Below are 20,570 nucleotides of genomic sequence, written 5' to 3' on the forward strand. Positions count from 1 at the left end.
GGATTTCCTTCCCCGCCTCGTTCCCGATAGAAAGTGCGCCTGCTCGCAGTTTTGATCTCTGCCGGTTTGCCAAATGTAACCGTTTGGTTAACAATGACCTCATCAGGTCAGACCTCTTTCTGCCCATTGCGCTGACGTTATTTTCTTCAGGAGCATTTATGAGTAAGGCACTGCCGTTGGTGACCCGTCATGGTGACCGCATTGCGATTGTGAATGGACTGCGTACCCCCTTTGCCAAACAGGCGACCGCCTATCACGGCATTCCGGCGGTGGATTTAGGGAAAACGGCGGTGAGCGAGCTGTTGGCGCGCAGCGGTATCGAGCCGCAACTGATCGAACAGCTGGTGTTCGGCCAGGTGGTGCAAATGCCCGAGGCGCCGAACATCGCGCGTGAGATCGTGCTTGGCACCGGCATGAGCGTCCATACCGACGCCTACAGCGTGTCGCGCGCCTGCGCCACCAGCTTCCAGGCGATCGCCAACGTGGCGGAGAGCATCATGGCCGGCAGCATCAGCGTCGGCATCGCCGGCGGGGCGGACTCTTCTTCCGTCTTGCCGATCGGCGTCAGCAAGGCGCTGGCGCGCACGTTGGTGGACGTCAACAAGGCGCGCACGCTGTCGCAGCGCCTCAAATTGTTCAGCCGGCTGAAATTCCGCGATCTGATGCCGGTGCCGCCGGCGGTGGCGGAGTATTCCACCGGCCTGCGCATGGGCGATACCGCCGAACAGATGGCGAAAAGCCACGGCATCACCCGTGAAGCGCAAGATGCGCTGGCGCATCGTTCCCACGAGCTGGCGGCCAAGGCCTGGCGGGAGGGGTGGCTGCGCGACGAGGTCATGACCGCCTACGTGCCGCCTTACCGCGCTCAGCTTTCTGAAGACAACAATATCCGCAAAGACTCCAGCCTGGCTTCCTACGCCAAGCTGAAACCGGCATTCGATCGCAAACACGGCAGCGTCACTGCGGCCAACAGCACGCCGTTGACCGACGGCGCGGCGGCGGTGCTGATGATGAGCGAATCGCGCGCCAAAGAGCTGGGGCTGCAGCCGCTCGGCTATCTGCGCAGTTTCGCCTTCGCCGCCATCGACGTGTGGGAAGACATGCTGCTGGGGCCCTCCTACGCCACGCCGCTGGCGCTGGATCGCGCCGGCATCGGCCTGGCCGATCTGACGCTCATCGACATGCATGAAGCCTTCGCCGCGCAAACGCTGGCCAACCTGAAGATGTTCGCCAGCGAAGCGTTCGCCCGCGAGAAGCTTGGCCGCAGCCAGGCAATCGGCGAAGTGGACATGGACAAATTCAACGTATTGGGCGGTTCTATCGCCTATGGTCACCCGTTCGCCGCCACCGGCGCGCGCATGATTACCCAGACGCTGCGTGAGCTGAAACGCCGCGGCGGCGGGCTGGGTCTGACCACCGCCTGCGCCGCCGGCGGGTTAGGGGCCGCGATGATCGTGGAGGTGGAATGATGAGCGTCGAAAACGCATTGCACGAGCAGCGCGCCAAACCGTCGGCCTTTCAACTGACGATCCGCCCCGACAACATCGGGGTGATCACCATCGACGTGCCGGGCGACAAGGTCAATACGCTCAAGGCCGAGTTCGTCGAACAGGTTAACGACGTGCTGATCCGCGCGCAGCAGCATACTGCGCTGGAAGGGCTGGTGATCGTTTCCGGCAAGCCGGACTCGTTTATCGCCGGCGCTGATATCACCATGATCGCCGCCTGCACCAGCGCCAAAGAGGCGGAAACGCTGGCCAAGAAAGGGCAGAGCACGCTGGCGCAGATCGCCGCCTTCCCGGTACCGGTGGTGGCGGCCATCCACGGCGCCTGCCTGGGCGGCGGGCTGGAATTAGCGCTGGCCTGCCACGGCCGCGTCTGTTCGCTGGATGACAAAACCGCGCTCGGTCTGCCGGAAGTGCAGCTGGGCCTGCTGCCGGGCTCCGGTGGCACTCAGCGCCTGCCGCGCCTGATAGGCGCCGCCAAGGCGCTGGACATGATCCTGACCGGCAAGCACATTCGCGCCCGCCAGGCGCTGCGCATGGGGCTGGTGGACGACGCCGTGCCGCAATCGATTTTGCTGCAGACCGCCATCGAGCGGGTGAAACAGGGCTGGAAGCATCAGCGCGAGCTGCCGTGGCAGGATCGTCTGCTCAACGGCCCGCTGGGCAGAAATCTGCTGTTCAGCATCGTGCGCAAGAAAACGTTGGCGAAAACGCACGGCAACTACCCGGCGGCGGAGCGCATCATTCAGGTGGTGCGCACCGGGCTGGATCACGGCAGCGCCAGCGGCTATGAAGCCGAAGCGCGCGCCTTTGGCGAGCTGGCGATGACGCCGCAATCGGCGGCGTTGCGCAGCCTGTTCTTCGCTTCCACCGCGCTGAAAAAAGAGCGGGGCGGCGATGCTCAGCCGCGCGCCTTGCATCGCGTCGGCATTCTCGGCGGCGGCCTGATGGGTGGCGGCATCGCCTGCGTCACCGCCACGCGCGGCGGTTTGCCGGTTCGCATCAAAGACATCAATGAAACTGGCATCAATCATGCGCTGAAATACAGTTGGGACGTGCTCGGCAAGCGGGTGCGCAGCAAGCGCATGCGCCCGGCGGAACGGCAAAAACAGATGATGCTGATCTCCGGCTCTACCGATTACACCGGCTTCGAGCAGGTGGATATCGTGGTCGAGGCGGTGTTTGAGGATCTGGCGCTGAAGCAGAAGATGGTGGCCGAGGTCGAAGCGAACTGCGCGCCGCATACCGTGTTCGCCTCCAATACTTCCTCGCTGCCTATCGGTCAAATCGCCGAACAGGCCCAGCGGCCGCAGCAGGTGATCGGTCTGCACTACTTCAGCCCGGTGGACAAAATGCCGCTGGTGGAAGTGATCCCGCACGCCGGCACCAGCGAACAAACCATCGCCACCACCGTGGCGCTGGCGCACAAGCAGGGCAAGACCGCCATCGTGGTGGGCGACAGCGCCGGTTTTTATGTCAACCGCATCCTGGCGCCGTACATCAACGAAGCGGCGCGCTGCCTGCTGGAAGGCGAGCCCATTGAATCGCTGGACAAAGCGCTGATGGACTTCGGCTTCCCGGTCGGCCCCATCACCCTGTTGGACGAAGTGGGCATCGACGTCGGCACCAAGATCATTCCGGTGCTGGTTGAGGCGCTGGGGCCGCGCTTCGCCGCGCCTGCCGCGTTCGATGCGGTGCTGAAGGACGGGCGCAAAGGGCGCAAGAACGGCCGCGGCTTCTATCTTTACCCGAGCGAGGGGCAGCAGCGTCAGCGGCGTAAGCGCGCGGACACCTCATTGTATACGTTGCTCGGCGTCACGCCGAAGGCGCATATGCTGCCGGCGACCATTGCCCAGCGCTGCGTGATGATGATGCTGAACGAAGCGGCGCGCTGTCTGGATGAAGGCGTGATCCGCAGCGCGCGCGACGGTGACATCGGTGCGGTATTCGGCATCGGTTTCCCGCCGTTCCTTGGCGGCCCGTTCCGTTATATGGATGAACTCGGCGCCGAGAAAGTGGTGAAGACGCTGGACTACCTGCGTCAGCAGCACGGCGAGCACTTCGCGCCGTGCGAGCGCCTGCAGCGCATGGCGCAGCAGGGCGAACGTTTTTACCCGCTGGGGAGTTGAACGCAGGGCGGCCCGATTTGCACTATAGTTGCAACAGGGCCGCGTTGTGATCGCCATCACTCCTTGCGACAGCGTCAGCCCGTGAGGCTGTACAGCAAGGCTGCGGCAGCGGTAAGTTAGCTTGAGCGCCATCAATAATTTTCATGGCGAAAAGGTTAAAATTTAACCCGTTGAATTGATTGTTCTATGAGCAATCGAGGTTTGCCCGGGGAGGATTGCTGTAAAAAACAGCATTTTCTTTACGCAAACTTTCAGGCAAAATGCCCGGCCGCCATAAAGAGACGGCGCGTTATCGTTTTAAAGCTTTGGCTTTGGGGTTGTAAAACTCGGCGGTACAGCACGCACGGCGTTTCTGTATAGCGTTACTTTGTCAACAACAGCGGTGCAATATGCAAGTTTTGATTATGCGTCACGGAGAGGCGGCGCTCGAGGCAGCCAGCGATGCGGTAAGGCCCCTTACCCTGTGCGGCCGCGACGAGTCCCGTCAGATGGCGGCCTGGTTGAACACCAAGTCTGTGGATATTGAACGCGTGCTGGTCAGCCCCTATCTGCGGGCCGAACAGACGCTGGCGACGGTGCGTGAAGCCTTGACGCTGCCGGAGGGCGAAGAAGTGCTGCCCGAACTGACGCCGGGCGGGAACGCCGAACAAGTCGGCAGCTATCTTCAGGCGCTGGCGATGCAAGGGGTGAGCTCGGTGCTGATCGTGTCGCACCTGCCGCTGGTGGGGTATCTGGTGGCGGAACTGTGTCCGGGCGAGTGCCCGCCGATGTTCGCGACCTCGGCGATCGCCAACGTCGATCTGCCGGCGGACGGCAGCTACGGCAAATTTGAATGGCAGGTCAGCCCGTCGCAGGTGATGGCCAAAGTGTGAGCCGCGGATGCGGTGCGGAATAAACTCAGGGCGATGTCTGACATCGCCCTGAGTCGTTTCTGCGGGAGGCTATTCTGCCAGCTCCACCAACAGCAGGACGGCGGCGTTGCCGCCCCATTCCTTCGGCGCCTGATGGAACGCCAGCACGTCGGGATGCTGCGCCAGCCACAGCGGCGTTTGCTGTTTGAGAATGTGTTTGCCGTGCCCGTGCATCACGCAGGCGCAGTGCACATGCTCGCGTTTGCAGGCGGCGATCAGCGCCCCCAATTCCTGCTTGGCCTGCAGCTGAGTCAGGCCGTGCAAATCAAGAAACAGCTCCGGCGAATAATCGCCGCGTCGCAGCTTCTTCAGCTCATACGGGCTGCTGCCGGGGCGCACGTAGCGCGTCGGGCCTTCCTCTTCCAGCTGCGGCTGATATTCATCTGAAAAATAATAGCTGGCATCGACCTGCTCCTGCAGCAGCCGCTGCGGCGCAACCTGTTTGACCTTGAGCTTCGGCGGGCGGTGGACGATGGTGTCCTGGCGCAGCTTTTTTGCGCCCGCCACCGACTCTCTGAAGAGCTGTTGTTCGTCTTTGCTCAGAGGGGGCTTGTTCTTCATGCTTCATTCACCGGAAATCGTTTATTTCGCTAGTTTACCTTGTGAATGAGCGCTGTCGACGCAAAACTCGGGCCAGAGTGAAAAGCGCGAGGGGCGCGCGTGATTTGTCGCGGGCTTCATGGCAAACTATGCGGCTAAATCATGAAACACAGCGCCTGCCGGAGGGCAAATTGGACAAAATTTTCGTCGACGAAGCAGTGAACGAACTGCACACCATTCAAGATATGCTGCGCTGGACGGTAAGCCGTTTCAACGCCGCCAATATCTATTATGGTCACGGAACCGACAATCCGTGGGACGAAGCGGTGCAATTGGTGCTGCCAAGCCTGTTTCTGCCGTTGGACATTCCGGAGGACATGCATACCGCTCGTCTGACTTCCAGCGAGCGCCATCGCATCGTTGAGCGCGTGATCCGCCGCGTCAACGAGCGTATCCCGGTCGCCTACCTGACCAACAAGGCCTGGTTCTGCGGCATGGAATTCTACGTCGACGAACGCGTGCTGGTGCCGCGCTCGCCGATCGGCGAGTTGATCAACGATCGTTTCAGCGCGCTGATCCCGCACCCGCCGCGCCATATTCTCGACATGTGCACCGGCAGCGGCTGCATCGCCATCGCCTGTGGCTACGCTTTCCCGGAAGCGGAAGTGGACGCGGTGGACATCTCCAGCGACGTGCTGGCGGTGACCGAGCGCAATATTCAGGCGCACGGCGTCGAGCACCAGGTGATCCCGATCCGTTCCGATCTGTTCCGCGACGTTCCCGCGATCCAGTACGATCTGATCGTCACCAACCCGCCGTACGTCGATGCGGAAGACATGTCGGATCTGCCGCAGGAGTTCCGCTTTGAGCCGGAACTGGGGCTGGCGGCGGGCAGCGACGGCTTGAAGCTGGTGCGCCGCATCCTGGCGTGCGCGCCGGACTACCTGACCGACGACGGCGTGCTGATTTGTGAAGTGGGCAACAGCATGGTACATCTGATGGAACAATATCCGGACATCCCGTTCACCTGGCTGGAATTCGAAAACGGCGGCGACGGCGTGTTCATGCTGACCAAACAGCAGCTGGTGGATTGCAAGGATCACTTCAGCCTCTATCGCAGCTAAGCCGCATTTCCAAGGCCCGCATGGCGGGCCTCATAACGATAAAAGACTAACGGTAAGGAGCCGTGATGGCAGGAAACAGTATTGGGCAGATTTTCCGCGTCACCACCTTCGGTGAATCTCACGGGGTGGCGCTGGGTTGTATCGTCGACGGCGTGCCGCCCGGCATCCCGCTCACCGAAGCCGATTTGCAACACGATCTGGACCGCCGTCGTCCGGGCACCTCGCGTTACACCACCCAGCGTCGCGAACCGGATCAGGTGCGCATTCTCTCCGGCGTATTCGAAGGCGTGACCACCGGCACCAGCATCGGTCTGATCATTGAAAACACCGATCAGCGCTCGCAAGACTACAGCGCCATCAAAGACGTGTTCCGTCCCGGGCATGCCGACTACACCTACGAACAGAAATACGGTCTGCGCGACTATCGCGGCGGCGGCCGCTCTTCGGCGCGTGAAACCGCCATGCGTGTCGCGGCGGGCGCTATCGCCAAGAAATACCTGCAGCAGAAGTTCGGCGTGCAGGTGCGCGGCTATCTGGCGCAGATCGGCGACGTGACCTGCGAGCTGAAAGACTGGGATCAGGTCGAACAGAACCCGTTCTTCTGCCCGGATCCGGACAAGCTGGAAGCGCTGGACGAACTGATGCGCGCGCTGAAAAAAGAGGGTGACTCCATCGGCGCCAAGGTCAGCGTGATTGCGGAAAACGTGCCGGTTGGCCTGGGCGAGCCGGTGTTTGACCGCCTCGATGCCGATCTGGCGCACGCGCTGATGAGCATCAACGCGGTGAAAGGCGTGGAGATCGGCGACGGATTCGCCGTGGTGACCAAACGCGGCAGCGAAAACCGCGATGAAATCACCCCGGAAGGCTTCCAAAGCAACCATGCCGGCGGCATTCTCGGCGGCATCAGCAGCGGCCAACCGGTGATCGCGCATCTGGCGCTGAAGCCAACCTCCAGCATCATGGTGCCGGGCCGCACCATCAATCGCCACGGGGAAGCGGTGGAAATGGTGACCCGCGGTCGCCACGATCCGTGCGTGGGCATCCGCGCCGTACCGATCGCCGAAGCGATGATGGCGATCGTGTTGATGGATCACCTGCTGCGCCAGCGTGCGCAAAACGGTGATGTGGTTTCCGACGTGCCTCGCTGGTAATCGCCATGAAAAACTGGATGTTGGGCCTGGTGGCCCTGACGGCCTCCGCTTCCGCCATGGCGCTGACGCCGTGGCAGAAAATCGACCATCCGGTGGCCGGCGCGCCGCAGGCGGTGGGCGGTTTCGCCAACGGCTGCATCATCGGCGCGCAGCCGTTGCCGCTGAATTCACCGGACTATCAGGTGATGCGTACCGACCAGCGCCGCTATTTCGGCCATCCGGATCTGCTGGCGTTCATACAGCGCCTCAGCAGCAAAGCGAACCAGAAAGCGCTGGGTACGGTGCTGATCGGCGACATGGCGATGCCGGCCGGCGGGCGCTTCAGCAGCGGCCACGCCAGCCACCAGTCTGGGCTCGACGTCGACATCTGGCTGCAGCTGCCGCGCCAACGTTGGAGCGCGCAGCAATTGCTCAAGCCGCAGCCGATCGACCTGGTGTCGGGCGACGGCAAACAGGTGGTGGCGAGCCAATGGCAACCGCAGATTGAGTCGCTGATCAAACTGGCGGCGCAGGATGCGGACGTGACGCGCATCTTCGTCAACCCGGCGATCAAGCAGCGTCTGTGCCTGGACGCCGGCGCCGATCGCGCCTGGCTGCACAAGGTGCGGCCGTGGTTCGGCCACCGTGCGCATATGCACGTGCGTCTGCGTTGTCCGGCCGGCAGCCTGGAGTGCCAGGAGCAGGATACGCCGCCGCCGGGCGATGGCTGCGGCGCCGAACTGGCGAGTTGGTTCGTACCGCATCAGCCGAACGCGAAGCCGGGCAAACCCGTGCCGCCGCCGTTACCGCCTAGCTGTCAGGCATTGCTGGATCACCATTTCTCAGCGGAATAACACATGGACTGGTTCGTCATTGGCCCCGAGATGCTCGGGGTGTTGTTTGCGGTAGCGCTGCTGGCGGGGTTTATCGACTCCATCGCCGGCGGCGGCGGATTACTGACGGTGCCGGCCTTGCTGGCAGTGGGGGTTCCTCCGGCGCAGGCGCTGGCGACCAATAAGCTGCAGTCGGTCGGCGGCTCTTTCTCCGCCAGTCTGTACTTCATTCGTCGGCGAGCGGTGAACCTCAACGACCAGAAGCTGACGATTTTTCTGACGCTGATCGGCTCGATCGCCGGCGCGATTCTGGTGCAGCATATGCGCGCCGATTTGCTGCGGCAGATGTTGCCGCTGCTGGTGATCGGCATCGGTCTCTATTTCTTGTTGATGCCGCGACTGGGTGAGGAAGATCGTCAACGCCGCCTCGGCGCCTTGCCGTTCGGGCTGGTAGCCGGCGGTTGCGTCGGGTTTTACGACGGTTTCTTCGGCCCCGGCGCCGGCTCATTCTACGCGCTGGCCTACGTGACGCTGTGCGGTTTCAACCTCGCCAAGTCTACGGCGCACGCCAAAGTGCTGAACTTTACCTCCAACGTCGGCGGGTTGGCGCTGTTCATCATCGGCGGCAAGGTGGTGTGGAGCATCGGTCTGGTGATGCTGGTGGGGCAGGTGCTGGGGGCGCGTTTGGGCGCGCACATGGTGCTGACCCGTGGCCAGAAATTGATTCGGCCGATGATCGTGATCGTCTCGCTGGTGATGAGCCTCAAGCTGCTTTACGACAATCACGGTGCAGAGATTCAGCAGTGGCTGTCCGCCTTCGTGCACGGCTGACGATGAAAATGGGCGCCGTTTATGCGCCCGTATCCCCCCGCCGGTTATCGGGTATAATGGCCTCTTTATTTTTGTGGTTATAGAGTTTTTTATGTCAGACACGCAGACCCGCCATCATTATGAGCAGTTGATCGAGATCTTCAATCGCTGCTTCAGCGATGACTACAACACCCGCCTGGTGAAGGGCGACGACGAACCGATCTACCTGCCGGCCGACGACGAATTGCCGTATCACCGCATCGTGTTCGCCCACGGTTTCTACGCCAGCGGCCTGCATGAAATTTCGCACTGGTGCATCGCCGGTGACGCGCGCCGCCAACTGGTGGACTTCGGCTATTGGTATTGCCCGGATGGGCGGGACGCGCAGACCCAGAGCGAATTTGAAGCGGTAGAGATCAAACCGCAGGCGCTGGAATGGATGTTCTGCGTGGCAGCCGGTTTCCCGTTCAACGTCAGCTGCGACAACCTGAACGGCGACTGCGAGCCGGATCGCATCGCGTTCCAACGCAAGGTGCGCGCCCGGGTATTGGCGCTGCTGGAGCAGGGAATACCCACAAGGCCTGCGCGCTTTATTCAGGCGTTGCAATCGTTCTACAATACGCCACCGTTGGCGGCCGAGTACTTTCCGTATCCGGAAGATCTCAACTGACGCCACAGCCCGTTATTTAATGAGGAAATTTGATGATCGCAGAATTTGAAGCGCGCATTTTGGCGCTGATTGATGACATGGTAGAGCACGCCAGCGATGATGAACTGTTTGCCGGTGGCTACCTGCGCGGTCATCTGACGCTGGCGGTGGCCGAGGCGGAAGAGCAGGGCGAACACACCGCCGAAGCGCTGAAAGCGCGGGTGGAGGAGAGCCTGCACAAAGCGATCGCCGCCGGGGAACTCTCGCCGCCGGATCAGATCCTGGTGCGCGGCATGTGGGAAAACCTCTATCAGGCTGCAACCCCTGCCGCCTGATCGTCATGCCGGGGCGCGTCGCCGCGCCCCTCAAGGTTGATTAAACCGCACGCCCTTTCAGCAATTTCCGCACCCACATCCGATTCGGATTCAACGCCGCCAGCAGGCGCGCATCGCCCGGCAACGGCTCGCCGAACAGCTGCGCCGCCAAAATTTCCGCCGCCAACGGCGCCGAACACAAGCCGCGCGAGCCTAACCCGCCGATAGCGAACAGACCGGGATAGAGCGGCGCATCGGCGACGGTTTCGCCGCGCTGGTTCTGCCGCTGCAAATCCTGATACTGTGCCAGCGTGGCCTGATAGTCCGGCAGCGCGCCGACCATCGGCAGATGATCGCGGGTGGCGCTGCGCACGCCGCAGCGCGCCTGATGAGCGCTGACGTCCACCTGCTGCGGCCAGGCCTGCTCCGGCAGACAGCGCAGCAGGCGCTCGCGGTTCTCCTGTTGCTCCTGCTCGCGGTAGTCGGTGGCGATGTCGCCGCGCTGGTAGCTGGCGCCAATGCAGTGGTGGCCGCTGTTGGCATTAACCGGCGTCAGGTAACCGTCGTAACACAATACCTGTTTCAATTGACCGAGGGCCGGCGAGGTCGGGATATGCGACACCTGCCCGCGAACCGAATACAGCGGCAGGGCTTCCGTCGGCGCCAGTTCGGCCAACCGATGGCCGTTGGCCAGGATCACCGTCGCATGGTGCCGGTTGTCGCCGTTGGCGAAATCGATGCGCCAGCCGTTTTCTTCCTGCGTCAGCCTCTGTGCATCGTGCCGGTAGTGGCAGACCAAGCCCTGACGCTGCGCCAGCGCGATAGCGCCGCGCGTCAGCTCGGCCGGGCAGAGCCAGCCGCCTAGCGGGTAGGTGATGCCGCCAAAGCCGGTATCGACGCCGCACCGTTCGCTGAGCGTCTCGCGGTCGGCCGCCATCGCCAAGGCCTGCGGCCAGTCGGTTTTCAGCATATTGGCGATCTTGGCGCCGCTCTTTTCGTCATAGGCCAACTGGCTGACGCCGCACCACTGGTGATCAAAGGCGACGCCTTGTTGCAACAGGGCATCGTACTGGCGGCGGGCGAAGGGAAACGCGGCGCTGAAAAAGATCTCCAGCGCGTCGCCGCTGCCGTTCAGCAAAGGATAAATCGCGCCCTGGCGGTTGCCGGATGCGCCCTCGGCCGCCTGCTCATCGGCGCAGTACAGCGTGACGGTGGCGCCGCGGCGCAGCAAGGCCAGCGCGGTGAGCGCGCTGGCGACGCCGCCGCCGATCAGGGCGATGTCGGCGGTGTTGTCCGCCGCCGGGCGTCGATACCAGGGCGCCGGATGTGCGGTGGGCTGCGCATCGGCCGGGAGCTCGCCGGCGAGCATCTCACGCTTTTGGCCGAAGCCTTTGCAGCGGTTGACCTGAAAACCGGCCTGTTGCAAGCCGCGGCGCACGAAGCCGGCGGCGGTAAAGGTGGCGAAGCTGCCTCCCGGCCGAGCGAAGCGCGCCATGGCGGCGAACAGTTGATCGGTCCACATGTCGGGGTTTTTTGCCGGCGCGAAACCGTCGAGGAACCAGGCATCCACCTGGTTATTCATGCTGGCGTCAAACTGCGGCAGCAGATCGTTGACGTCGCCGAACCACAGATCGAGCGTAATGCGTCCTTCGGCTAACAGCAGGCGATGGCAACCCGGCAACGGCAGCGGCCACTGGGCGCGCAGCTCGTCGGCATAAGGCGCCAACTCCGGCCAGCGCGCATGCGCCGCCGCCAGGTCAGCCTGCTGGAGGGGGAATTTTTCGAAGCTGATAAAGTGCAGGCGCTGCAGCGTCGCGTCCGGCTCAGCCTGACGGAAGCCGGCGAAGGCCTGCCACAGCGTGAGAAAATTGAGCCCGGTGCCGAACCCGGTTTCCGCCACGACAAACAGCGAGCGCGGATGGGCGGCGAAACGTTGCGGCAGCCGATTGCCGTGCAGGAAGACGTAGCGGGTTTCTTCCTGCCCATCCTGATTGGAAAAATAGACGTCATCAAACTGTTTCGAAACAGGTGTACCCTGTTCGTTCCAGGTTAGCGTTGCGGTTTGGATGGGGGCGTGGTTCACGGTCAATGGCTCGAAATTCAAGGGATGCCGCGAATTCTAACGGCGCTGGCGCCCCGGCGCAAACTGGACAACAATAAAGCTGAAAAACGCTGATCGGACTTGTTCGGCTTACATCTGTACGCTAAAGTGCGATGCAAAATCCCGTAGGTTAATAGTGGAAGAGGTATTGAATGAAACGTGCAGTGATTACTGGCCTGGGAGTTGTCTCCAGCATTGGTAATAACCAGCAGGAGGTCCTGGCAAGCCTGCAGGAAGGACGTTCTGGGATCACTTTCTCCCAGGAGCTGAAAGATTCCGGCATGCGTAGTCACGTATGGGGGCAAGTTAAGCTCGACACTACCGGCCTGATCGACCGCAAGGCGGTGCGTTTCATGAGCGACGCTTCCATTTATGCCTTCCTGGCGATGCAAGAAGCGATCGCGTCTTCCGGCCTGAAGGAAGAAGAGTATCAAAACAACCCGCGCGTGGGCCTGATCGCCGGTTCCGGCGGCGGTTCTCCGCGCTTCCAGGTGTTCGGCGCCGATGCGATGCGCAGCCCGCGCGGCCTGAAAGCGGTTGGCCCGTACGTGGTGACCAAGGCCATGGCTTCCGGCGTTTCCGCCTGCCTGGCAACGCCGTTCAAAATCCACGGCGTGAACTACTCCATCAGCTCCGCTTGCGCCACCTCCGCGCACTGCATCGGCAACGCGGTTGAGCAAATCCAGCTGGGCAAACAGGACATCGTGTTCGCCGGCGGCGGCGAAGAGCTGTGCTGGGAAATGGCCTGCGAGTTCGATGCGATGGGCGCGTTGTCCACCAAATACAACGACACGCCGGAAAAAGCGTCCCGCACCTATGACGCCGATCGTGACGGTTTCGTCATCGCCGGCGGCGGCGGCATGGTGGTGGTTGAAGAGCTGGAGCACGCGCTGGCGCGCGGCGCGCACATCTATGCGGAAATCGTCGGCTACGGCGCGACTTCCGACGGCGCCGACATGGTTGCCCCTTCGGGTGAAGGCGCAGTGCGCTGCATGAAGATGGCGATGCAGGATCTGGATGCGCCGATCGATTACATCAACGTGCACGGCACCTCTACGCCGGTAGGCGACGTGAAAGAGCTGGGCGCCATTCGTGAAGTGTTCGGCGACAATACCCCGGCCATCTCCTCCACCAAGGCGATGACCGGCCACTCGCTGGGCGCTGCGGGCGTGCAGGAAGCGATCTACAGCCTGCTGATGCTGGAGCACGGCTTTATCGCGCCGAGCATCAACATCGAAACCCTGGATGAACAGGCGGCCGGCATGAACATCGTGACTCAGCCGACCCAGCGCGAGCTGACCACCGTGATGTCCAACAGCTTCGGCTTCGGCGGCACCAACGCCACGCTGGTGATGCGCAAACTGGCGAAATAATCCCGCCGGCGCGTCATTCCGCCAACAAGCCCGCGTTTTCGCGGGCTTTTTACTGCCCGAAGCCCACCGGCCGGGCGCTCGGAGTTTTCCCAAATCACATCCCCTGACACATCATTACCTCGCCATTACACGCGTTGGGCATACAATAGCCAGGTAGCGTGATTATCGCTCGGCGTAGCTTTCTAAAGTGATCGAACATTGAGGCAAGAAGTATGAAAAAGTTAATTGCGGTTGGGTTACTGTCGGCCGTGTTGGCCGGATGCGCCACCGATTCTCCCTGCGTGCCGGTCTACGATGACCAGGGGCGTCTGGTGCACACCAACACCTGTATGAAGGGCACCACTCAGGATAACTGGGAAACCGCGGGCGCGATCGCCGGCGGTGCGGCGGCGGTTGCCGGTCTGACCCTCGGCATCATCGCGCTGACCAAGTGATCGGCGCGGAACAGGAATAAGCCCGGCCATTGCGCGCCGGGCTTTTTTATCTCACTGCACTAAAAATGCTTTGAACTGCGGCGTCATCACGGCGCTGAAACCGTCGTCGGTTTTGCTGATCAGGTAGACCGCCAGCCCTTTCTCTTCTGCGAGCTGCAACGCTTTCTCCGGGCCCAGCACCATCAAGCCGGTATCCCAGCCGTCGGCCTCGAGTGCGGTCGGGGCGATCACCGTGGCGGAAACCAGCCGGTGGTTGATCGGCCTGCCGGTGGTCGGATCGATGACATGGGAGTAACGCTGGCCGTTTTGTTCGAAGTAGTTGCGGTAGCTGCCGGCGGTGCTGATGCCGTAACCGTGCAGATCCACCAGCGCCTGCACCGCATTTTCACGGTCGGTCGGCTTTTGGATCGCCACCCGCCAGGGTTTGCCCTGGCCGTTGACGCCGCGCGAAGAGACCGCGCCGCCTACCGACACCAGGTAGTTGGTAATGCCGTGACGGTTCATCAGGCGCACCAGCTCATCGGCGCCATAGCCTTCGCCCAGCGTCGAGAGATCGACATACATGCCCGGCAGATCTTTTTGCAGCCACTCCCCGCGATTGTCGCTGATCAGCTTCAGGTGCTGCAGGCCGATGTTCTGCTTCGCCGCGTCGATCTGCGCCTGTTCCGGCACCTTGACCGGATGCTTGTCTGGGCCGAACCCCCACAGGTTCACCAGTGGGCCGACGGTGATGTCCATGGCGCCGCCGGTATCGTGGCCGATGCGTTGTGCCATCAATACGATGTCCGCCATGCCGCGCGGGATAGGCTGCGGCTCGAGGCTGGCGCTGCGGTTAAACCGCGACAGCACCGAATCGGCGCGGTAGGTAGAGATATCGTCGTTGGCCCGTTCGAGCACCGTGTCGATCTGCCGCTGCAGCTCTTGTTTGCCGATCGCGACGTCACCGCTGACCTTAACGCTGTAGAAGGTGCCCATGGTCTTGCCGTCGATATCGATTTGCGGGCGAGAGGCGGGATCGTCACAGGCGGCGAGCAGGGCGCATAAGGCGCTGAGCAACGCCCCTTTGGCGAGCAGGGAAGCCATAACATGTCCTTTGAAAACCGTGAAAGCCGCTACAAATAAAGTAAAGCGCGGCAAATGAAAAGCGGATAAAGGTAAAATAGCATTTTGCTGGCGCTGAAGCCGCGTCTGAGCTAACGTCTGCCCATTCTTTTCGGTGAGGTTCACACTGCCGCTATGAGTTCAACCGCCATTTCTCGGCTTATCCACCCCTTTGTCAAAGATCGCTTCTTGCATGCATTGCTGCTGGCCGGCGTGGCGATGTTCGCTTTTCATCCGCAACCGCTGTCGGCGCTGGGTGGTTTCATCGACGGCCGTACCCTCATCACCCTGTTGGGGCTGATGCTGCTGACCAAAGGGGTGGAGGTCAGCGGCTACTTCGATTTTGTCGGCCGCAAGATTATCAACCGCTTGTACAGCGAACGGCGGCTGGCGCTGTTCCTGGTGTTTTCCGCCGCGCTGCTGTCGTCGTTTCTGACCAACGATGTGGCGCTGTTTATCGTCATTCCGCTCACCATCACGCTAAAAAAGCTGTCGGCGCTGCCGGTTGGCCGCTTGATCATCTTCCAGGCGCTGGCGGTGAACGCCGGTTCGTTGCTGACGCCGATCGGCAACCCGCAAAATATCCTGCTGTGGAGCCGCTCCGGCCTCTCTTTCCTCGGTTTCATCGGCCAGATGGCGCCGTTTGGCGCCGCAATGATGTTGAGCCTGCTGGCGCTGACCTGGTTCAGCTTCCCGGCGCGCGACATCGTGAAAACGCCGAATACCGAGGGATATCCCTACCAGCGGCCGCTGTTGCTGAGCTGTGTAGGGCTGTATGCGGTTTTCCTGCTGTGTCTCGATTTCGATCTGCCGTTGTACGGGCTGCTGGCGGTGTTCGCCGGTTTCTTGCTGCTGGCGCGCCGAGTGCTGTTGCAGATCGACTGGAGTCTGATTTTCGTGTTCGCCGCCATGTTCATCGATGTCGGCCTGTTTACCCGTTTGCCGCCGCTTCAGCCGTCGTTCGCCGCCATCGCCGGGCTGAGCGAGGGGAGCGTGTATGCGTTGGGCGTCGGGCTGTCGCAGATCGTCAGCAACGTGCCGGCCACCATACTGTTGCTCAACTATGTGCCCTCCAGCGCTCAGCTGGCCTATGCGGTCAACGCCGGCGGCTTCGGGTTGGCGATCGGATCGCTCGCCAACCTGATTGCGCTGCGCATGGCGGGGGAGCGCAAGATCTGGTTGCGCTTCCACTATTATTCGCTGCCGCTGTTGGTATGGGCCGCGTTGCTCGGCTGGGTGATGAGCTAAGCCGGTTGGCCGCTTTGTCGTGCGGCCAGCAGGCAAATGCTGCGGGTCACCTGATAGGATTTCACGAAGGCGCTGACGGGTAAAAACTCGAAGCGCGAGTGGAAGTTATGCGCGCCGGTGAAGTAATTGGGCGTCAGGATGCCGCGGCTGGAGAGCGCCGCGCCGTCGGTGCCGCCGCGCATCGGGATCACCTTCGGCGGGATGCCGTGGGCGGCGAGGGCGCCGAAGATCAGATCGATGGCGCGGCGGTCCTCGCCAATGGCGTTGCTGATGTTGCTGTAGATGTCGCTGACGCTGCAGCTGACGTTGGCCCGCGGATAGTTGGCCGCCACCTGGCGCACCGTCTCCTCAAGGCGGGCCTTGCGCGCCTCGAACGCCGCGCGATCGAAGTCGCGAATCGACACCTTCAGCGTCGCCTGATTGGCGTTGGCGGCCAGATCGGTGAACCAGAAATAGCCCTCGCGCCCTTCGGTGTGCTCTGGGGTATCCTGCACGTCGAATCGGTTAATGATGTCGTTGGCGATGCGTATCGGGTTGATTAATACGTTTTTCGCCGACATCGGGTGGGCGGTCACCCCCTCGATGCGGATCTCCGCCGCCGCCGCGTTGAAATTCTCGTACACCACTTCACCCAGTTCGCAGCAGTCGATGGTGTAGGCGAAATCGACGGGGAAACGCTGCAGATCCAGCGCCTTGGCGCCGCGCAGGCCGATTTCTTCGTCCGGCACGAACGCCACCACGATATCGCCGTGGCGATCGGCCGCGGTCAGGTTGGCCAGCAGCGTCATCACCACGGTGACCGCCGCTTTATTGTCGGCGCCCAGCACGCTGGTGCCGTCGCTGAACAGGATCTCTTCGTTCCGGTAGGGCAGGATCTCCGGATGCTCGGCGGTACGCAGCCAGATGTCCTGCTCGGCATTCAGGCATAAATCCTCGCCGGTGAAGCGCAGGCGCTGCGGGCGAATCTCGGGCGACAGGCCGACGTCCACGGTGTCGATATGCGTGATGAAGCCGATGCGCGGCGCGCCGGGTTGGGTGCCGGGCTTGCGGGCGGTCACGGTGGCGTGCTCGTCGATTTGAACGTCGGCCAGGCCGAGCCGGCGCAGCTCGTCCGCCAACAGTTGCGCCATCTCATGCTGTCCCGGCGTGCTGGGCAGGGCGGTTGCGGCGGCGTTGCTCTGGCTGGTGACGGCCAGGTAGCGGAAGAAACGTTCGGTAAGCTGTTCGGCAATCGGGCTGGTCATCGGAACTCCTCGCGGTTGGCAATCTACCGGTTTTAAAACGAAATCAGCCGATTGTCCAACGGCGCAATGCGTAAACCGCCAGAATGCGAAGCATCGCGCAGAAACGAAAAATAGCGGTGCAACTAGGAAATAGTCGCAGGTTTCTGCGGCAAAATCGGTGTTAGCTGTGGGCCGGGAAGCGCCCGCATAACACTTATCTGTCCCTCAAGGAGAATTCATGCACACCGGTCACGCTTTGCTCATCACCTTACTGTCCCTGGGCATCTCTCACAGCGCCTGGTCGTCCGCCGATACCGGGCACGCCAACAGCAACGCCAACAGCCGCGAGGTGGCCAGCGCGTTGGGCGGCCTGAAGAACAAAACCTACGAACTGGAACAGGCGCCGAAGATCCGCGTCGCCAGCTTCAATATCGCCGCCGGCAAGGTCAGCGACATGACCGCCATCGCCAAGGCGATTCGCGCGATGAACGTCGACGTGGTGGCGCTGCAGGAGGTGGATAAACTCACCGCCCGCAGCGGGCGGGTCGATCAGGCGGCGGAACTGGCGAAGCTGACCGGCATGCAGGCGGTGTTCGGCCGGGCGATCGATTTCGACGGCGGTGAATACGGCCTGGCGTTTCTCTCGAAGTATCCGCTGCACGACGCCGTGATCTATCCGTTGCCGTCCGGCCAGCGCGAGCAGCGCATCGCCTTCAGCGCCAAGGTCGATGTGCCGGAGTTCCCGACGCCGATCACCCTGTTCAACACCCACCTCGATACCAAGGAAGATCCGATGATGCGACTGGATCAGGTGCGGGAGCTGAACGATCGCACCATCGAAGTGCGTGGCATCAAACTGCTGTTCGGCGACATGAACGACGTGCCGGGCAGCGTCACTTGGCTGGAGCTGAGCCGCTATTGGAACGACATCATGCCCAACGGGCAGGACGGCCGCAGCTGGCCGGCGGAAAACGCCGAAATCAAGGTGGATTACATCTTTAGCGGCAATGCGCAGCGTTGGCATCTGGACAGCCTGACGGTGCCGAACGCCAGCGGCGATTGGAACGGCGTGCACTGGCCGGCGGTGAGCGATCACCTGCCGCTGGTGGCGGAGATGCGCCTGACCGAGCAATAAGCCGGCCGGCGTCTCTCCGGGGCAGGGCTAAGCCGCGGCGATCCGCGCCAGCCGCTCGACGGCGCTGCGGATCTCGCCCGGCGTCAGGGCCGAAAAACCCAGCAGCCAGCCGTCGCGCTGGGCCTGAACCGTTTGGTATTGCGCCGTTAACCCGGGCGTAAGGACGCCGAGCCGCCGCGCCTGTTGGCTGAGCGCCGCCTCCCGGCCGGGCGGCAGCCAAACGCTGAGCTGCAGGCCGCCGGCGGCGGGAGCGGCCGTGGCGAAGTGGCTCAGCTTTTCGCGCACTTCCGTCAGCAGCACATCGCGCCGGCTGTGGTAGAGCTGGCGCATGTAACGAATATGCGCGGCGAAGTGCCCCTGGCGGATGAACTCGGCGGTCACCGCCTGCATCAATTGCGCGCTGTGGCCGTCATAGACCGTGCGTGCGGTGACGAAGGGGGCGACCAGCGCGGGCGGCACGATCAGGTACGCCAGCCGCAGCGAAGGGAACAACGATTTGGAGAAGGTGCCGAGATAGAGCACCCGGCCATGGCGATCCAGGCCTTGCATCGCCGGAATCGGCAGCCCGTCGTAGTGAAACTCGCTGTCGTAATCGTCCTCAATGATCCAGGCCTGTTGCCGCTCCGCCTGCGCCAGCAACGCCAAGCGGCGTGCCAGGCTGAGCGCCGCGCCGGTCGGGTATTGGTGCGAGGGCGTCAGATAAATCAAACGCGGATCGGGCAAGGAAGGTTCTGCTCGCAGGCCATCGCCGTCTACCGCTACCGGCGTCAGCGCGGCGCCGGCGCTGATAAAGGCGTTTCTCGCCCCGGTGTAACCCGGCTCTTCCATCCAGACGCTGTCGCCGCTGTCCAACAGTAAGGTGGCGATCATTTGCAGCGCCTGCTGCGAACTGGTCAGCACGATAACCTGGCTCGCATCGCAGACTACGCCGCGCGTTTGATTGACGTGGGCGGCAATGGCTTCGCGCAGCGGCAGATAGCCTTGCGGATCGCCGTAGCGCAGCAGGCTTTCCCCCTGCAGGCGCAGGCGTTGAGCGGTCAACTGCTTCCACAGGGCCAGCGGAAACGCGCGCAGGTCCGGCGAGCCGGCTGCGAAGGCCTGAGGATGCTGCGGATCGCGGCAGCCGCCGGTGTGCACGATCTGTTGGCCGCGCAGCGAAAGGCGCGGCATGGCGGTGCGGGTCGCCGGCGGCGGCGATTTGGCGATGCGGATAGCCACAAATGTGCCCTGGCCGACGCGGCGCTGCAAATACCCCTCCGCCTCCAACTGGCCGTACGCTGCTTCGACGGTCACCCTTGAGAGGTTCAGATCCCCAGCCAGCACTCGGCTGGAGGGCAGCCGTTGCCCAACGCTCAATGCGCCGTGGTGGATGGCCTGCCGCAATGCCGCACACAGACGATCGCGCAGCGTGCCGATGGCCTGGGGCGATTGCTGAAACAGCGTGATCAGCGTGTGCCGCATAATGGGTCTTATCATGAGTAAAAAATGGGTATCAATCATAAGACCAAAATCGGGCACTATTGTCATCTGTCTTGATCAACGGGAGTGAGTGATATGTCGAAAGAATCCTTGGTGCTGGCCTTTCCGCCGGCAGCGCCGGAAGAGAGCCTGGCCTATCTGGCGGCCAAGCTGAGCCGCTATGCGGATGCCTGGGACGTGGCGGAAGATTTGCGCAATGGCGTGGACGGGATGGTGGTGATCGACACCCGTGCGGAGGCGCTGTACGCCGCCGGGCATATCCCCGGCGCATTCAGCTTGCCGCATCGCCTGATGGATGAAGCCGGCACGGCGCACCTGGATCGCCAAAAGGTGTATGTGACCTACTGCGACGGCATCGGCTGCAACGGTTCCACCAAAGGCGCCTACAAGCTGGCGAAGTTGGGGTTTAGGGTGAAGGAGTTGATTGGCGGGCTGGATTTCTGGCTGCGCGACGGCCATCCGTTGGCCATCGGCGAACTGCCGGGGTCGCTGCGCTCCCGGGCGGCCGCAGCGGACTGCGGCTGCGCCTGA

19 protein-coding genes are annotated in these 20,570 nt (G+C 62.5%); 14 read left to right on the plus strand and 5 right to left on the minus strand.

Features of this window, described 5'->3' with window-relative positions; all coding sequences use genetic code 11:
• Positions 1 to 158 precede the first annotated feature (158 nt).
• From fadI to sixA, 3 genes are all read left to right on the plus strand, one after another.
• A complete protein-coding gene (gene fadI / locus ITX55_RS15150; RefSeq protein ID WP_046896287.1) occupies positions 159 to 1,469 on the plus strand; it encodes an acetyl-CoA C-acyltransferase FadI in 1,311 nt (436 codons plus the stop codon).
• On the plus strand, positions 1,469 to 3,634 hold the full coding sequence (gene fadJ / locus ITX55_RS15155; protein WP_108681651.1) for a fatty acid oxidation complex subunit alpha FadJ: 2,166 nt from the start codon (positions 1,469 to 1,471) through the stop codon (positions 3,632 to 3,634). Before fadI ends, fadJ begins: the two co-directional genes overlap by 1 nt.
• Before the next feature lie 389 nt (positions 3,635 to 4,023).
• Positions 4,024 to 4,506: a phosphohistidine phosphatase SixA gene (gene sixA / locus ITX55_RS15160; RefSeq protein ID WP_004936230.1), complete on the plus strand. Its 483-nt coding sequence runs from the start codon at positions 4,024 to 4,026 to the stop codon at positions 4,504 to 4,506.
• 69 nt (positions 4,507 to 4,575) lie between these two features.
• Here the strand turns inward: sixA and smrB are convergent, their stop codons facing one another.
• Positions 4,576 to 5,106 (minus strand): endonuclease SmrB, encoded by a 531-nt coding sequence (smrB, locus tag ITX55_RS15165; protein WP_025303720.1) that lies wholly within the window; start codon positions 5,104 to 5,106, stop codon positions 4,576 to 4,578.
• Between the two features lie 170 nt (positions 5,107 to 5,276).
• On the opposite strand from smrB, the gene prmB reads away from it, so the two are divergent.
• The 6 genes from prmB (at position 5,277) to ITX55_RS15195 (ending at position 9,966) form a co-directional block, all read left to right on the plus strand.
• Complete coding sequence (gene prmB, locus ITX55_RS15170) at positions 5,277 to 6,209, plus strand: 50S ribosomal protein L3 N(5)-glutamine methyltransferase (RefSeq protein ID WP_004936224.1); 933 nt, start codon at positions 5,277 to 5,279, stop codon at positions 6,207 to 6,209.
• A 65-nt stretch (positions 6,210 to 6,274) separates the two neighbouring features.
• Positions 6,275 to 7,360, plus strand: a complete 1,086-nt coding sequence (gene aroC / locus ITX55_RS15175) for a chorismate synthase (RefSeq protein WP_033643909.1) — start codon at positions 6,275 to 6,277, stop codon at positions 7,358 to 7,360.
• A gap of 5 nt (positions 7,361 to 7,365) precedes the next feature.
• Complete coding sequence (mepA, locus tag ITX55_RS15180; protein ID WP_108681649.1) at positions 7,366 to 8,193, plus strand: penicillin-insensitive murein endopeptidase; 828 nt, start codon at positions 7,366 to 7,368, stop codon at positions 8,191 to 8,193.
• A 3-nt stretch (positions 8,194 to 8,196) separates the two neighbouring features.
• Positions 8,197 to 9,003, plus strand: coding sequence for a sulfite exporter TauE/SafE family protein (locus ITX55_RS15185; protein ID WP_047025284.1), 807 nt, complete (start codon positions 8,197 to 8,199; stop codon positions 9,001 to 9,003).
• Positions 9,004 to 9,094: 91 nt separating this feature from the next.
• Positions 9,095 to 9,652, plus strand: coding sequence for an elongation factor P hydroxylase (locus tag ITX55_RS15190; RefSeq protein ID WP_108681647.1), 558 nt, complete (start codon positions 9,095 to 9,097; stop codon positions 9,650 to 9,652).
• Positions 9,653 to 9,684: 32 nt separating this feature from the next.
• A complete protein-coding gene (locus tag ITX55_RS15195) occupies positions 9,685 to 9,966 on the plus strand; it encodes a YfcL family protein (protein ID WP_016926855.1) in 282 nt (93 codons plus the stop codon).
• A gap of 40 nt (positions 9,967 to 10,006) precedes the next feature.
• On the opposite strand, the gene mnmC is transcribed toward ITX55_RS15195, so the two are convergent.
• On the minus strand, positions 10,007 to 12,028 hold the full coding sequence (gene mnmC / locus ITX55_RS15200) for a bifunctional tRNA (5-methylaminomethyl-2-thiouridine)(34)-methyltransferase MnmD/FAD-dependent 5-carboxymethylaminomethyl-2-thiouridine(34) oxidoreductase MnmC (RefSeq protein WP_108682333.1): 2,022 nt from the start codon (positions 12,026 to 12,028) through the stop codon (positions 10,007 to 10,009).
• 170 nt (positions 12,029 to 12,198) lie between these two features.
• Here mnmC and fabB point away from each other — a divergent pair, with 170 nt between their 5' ends.
• Together fabB and ITX55_RS15210 are read left to right on the plus strand one after the other, a co-directional pair.
• On the plus strand, positions 12,199 to 13,419 hold the full coding sequence (gene fabB, locus ITX55_RS15205) for a beta-ketoacyl-ACP synthase I (RefSeq protein ID WP_016926857.1): 1,221 nt from the start codon (positions 12,199 to 12,201) through the stop codon (positions 13,417 to 13,419).
• 212 nt (positions 13,420 to 13,631) lie between these two features.
• The gene (locus ITX55_RS15210; RefSeq protein WP_004936201.1) at positions 13,632 to 13,853 is read left to right on the plus strand and encodes a hypothetical protein; all 222 of its coding nucleotides are present in this window, start codon (positions 13,632 to 13,634) and stop codon (positions 13,851 to 13,853) included.
• Positions 13,854 to 13,904: 51 nt separating this feature from the next.
• Here the strand turns inward: ITX55_RS15210 and apbE are convergent, their stop codons facing one another.
• Complete coding sequence (apbE, locus tag ITX55_RS15215) at positions 13,905 to 14,936, minus strand: FAD:protein FMN transferase ApbE (protein ID WP_223085199.1); 1,032 nt, start codon at positions 14,934 to 14,936, stop codon at positions 13,905 to 13,907.
• A gap of 153 nt (positions 14,937 to 15,089) precedes the next feature.
• Here apbE and ITX55_RS15220 point away from each other — a divergent pair, with 153 nt between their 5' ends.
• Positions 15,090 to 16,202, plus strand: coding sequence for an SLC13 family permease (locus ITX55_RS15220; RefSeq protein ID WP_108681645.1), 1,113 nt, complete (start codon positions 15,090 to 15,092; stop codon positions 16,200 to 16,202).
• Here the strand turns inward: ITX55_RS15220 and pepT are convergent.
• Entirely contained in the window at positions 16,199 to 17,446 is a 1,248-nt protein-coding gene (pepT, locus tag ITX55_RS15225) for a peptidase T (protein WP_099782558.1), read from the minus strand. The genes ITX55_RS15220 and pepT overlap by 4 nt on opposite strands.
• A gap of 217 nt (positions 17,447 to 17,663) precedes the next feature.
• Between pepT and ITX55_RS15230 the strand changes: the two genes are divergently transcribed.
• Positions 17,664 to 18,560 carry an endonuclease/exonuclease/phosphatase family protein gene (locus tag ITX55_RS15230; RefSeq protein ID WP_223085200.1) on the plus strand — a complete coding sequence of 299 codons (897 nt, stop codon included), beginning with the start codon at positions 17,664 to 17,666 and terminating at the stop codon, positions 18,558 to 18,560.
• Positions 18,561 to 18,587: 27 nt separating this feature from the next.
• Here the strand turns inward: ITX55_RS15230 and ITX55_RS15235 are convergent, their stop codons facing one another.
• Positions 18,588 to 20,021, minus strand: a complete 1,434-nt coding sequence (locus tag ITX55_RS15235) for a PLP-dependent aminotransferase family protein (RefSeq protein WP_172448705.1) — start codon at positions 20,019 to 20,021, stop codon at positions 18,588 to 18,590.
• 93 nt (positions 20,022 to 20,114) lie between these two features.
• Here ITX55_RS15235 and ITX55_RS15240 point away from each other — a divergent pair, with 93 nt between their 5' ends.
• Entirely contained in the window at positions 20,115 to 20,570 is a 456-nt protein-coding gene (locus tag ITX55_RS15240; protein ID WP_033651965.1) for a rhodanese-like domain-containing protein, read from the plus strand.

Source organism: Serratia sp. EWG9 (assembly GCF_019913725.1).
Classification (GTDB): domain Bacteria; phylum Pseudomonadota; class Gammaproteobacteria; order Enterobacterales; family Enterobacteriaceae; genus Serratia; species Serratia ureilytica.

What these genes read in the sequence shown, in the direction of transcription:
- fadI (WP_046896287.1), top strand. Translation starts at nt 159, where the DNA reads ATGAGTAAGGCACTGCCGTTGGTGACCCGTCATGGTGACCGCATTGCG.
- ITX55_RS15185 (WP_047025284.1), top strand. Translation starts at nt 8,197, where the DNA reads ATGGACTGGTTCGTCATTGGCCCCGAGATGCTCGGGGTGTTGTTTGCG.
- sixA (WP_004936230.1), top strand. Translation starts at nt 4,024, where the DNA reads ATGCAAGTTTTGATTATGCGTCACGGAGAGGCGGCGCTCGAGGCAGCC.
- ITX55_RS15220 (WP_108681645.1), top strand. Translation starts at nt 15,090, where the DNA reads ATGAGTTCAACCGCCATTTCTCGGCTTATCCACCCCTTTGTCAAAGAT.
- mepA (WP_108681649.1), top strand. Translation starts at nt 7,366, where the DNA reads ATGAAAAACTGGATGTTGGGCCTGGTGGCCCTGACGGCCTCCGCTTCC.
- apbE (WP_223085199.1), bottom strand. Translation starts at nt 14,936, where the DNA reads ATGGCTTCCCTGCTCGCCAAAGGGGCGTTGCTCAGCGCCTTATGCGCC.
- ITX55_RS15210 (WP_004936201.1), top strand. Translation starts at nt 13,632, where the DNA reads ATGAAAAAGTTAATTGCGGTTGGGTTACTGTCGGCCGTGTTGGCCGGA.
- ITX55_RS15230 (WP_223085200.1), top strand. Translation starts at nt 17,664, where the DNA reads ATGCACACCGGTCACGCTTTGCTCATCACCTTACTGTCCCTGGGCATC.
- fadJ (WP_108681651.1), top strand. Translation starts at nt 1,469, where the DNA reads ATGAGCGTCGAAAACGCATTGCACGAGCAGCGCGCCAAACCGTCGGCC.
- smrB (WP_025303720.1), bottom strand. Translation starts at nt 5,106, where the DNA reads ATGAAGAACAAGCCCCCTCTGAGCAAAGACGAACAACAGCTCTTCAGA.
- ITX55_RS15195 (WP_016926855.1), top strand. Translation starts at nt 9,685, where the DNA reads ATGATCGCAGAATTTGAAGCGCGCATTTTGGCGCTGATTGATGACATG.
- ITX55_RS15235 (WP_172448705.1), bottom strand. Translation starts at nt 20,021, where the DNA reads ATGCGGCACACGCTGATCACGCTGTTTCAGCAATCGCCCCAGGCCATC.
- aroC (WP_033643909.1), top strand. Translation starts at nt 6,275, where the DNA reads ATGGCAGGAAACAGTATTGGGCAGATTTTCCGCGTCACCACCTTCGGT.
- fabB (WP_016926857.1), top strand. Translation starts at nt 12,199, where the DNA reads ATGAAACGTGCAGTGATTACTGGCCTGGGAGTTGTCTCCAGCATTGGT.
- ITX55_RS15240 (WP_033651965.1), top strand. Translation starts at nt 20,115, where the DNA reads ATGTCGAAAGAATCCTTGGTGCTGGCCTTTCCGCCGGCAGCGCCGGAA.
- pepT (WP_099782558.1), bottom strand. Translation starts at nt 17,446, where the DNA reads ATGACCAGCCCGATTGCCGAACAGCTTACCGAACGTTTCTTCCGCTAC.
- ITX55_RS15190 (WP_108681647.1), top strand. Translation starts at nt 9,095, where the DNA reads ATGTCAGACACGCAGACCCGCCATCATTATGAGCAGTTGATCGAGATC.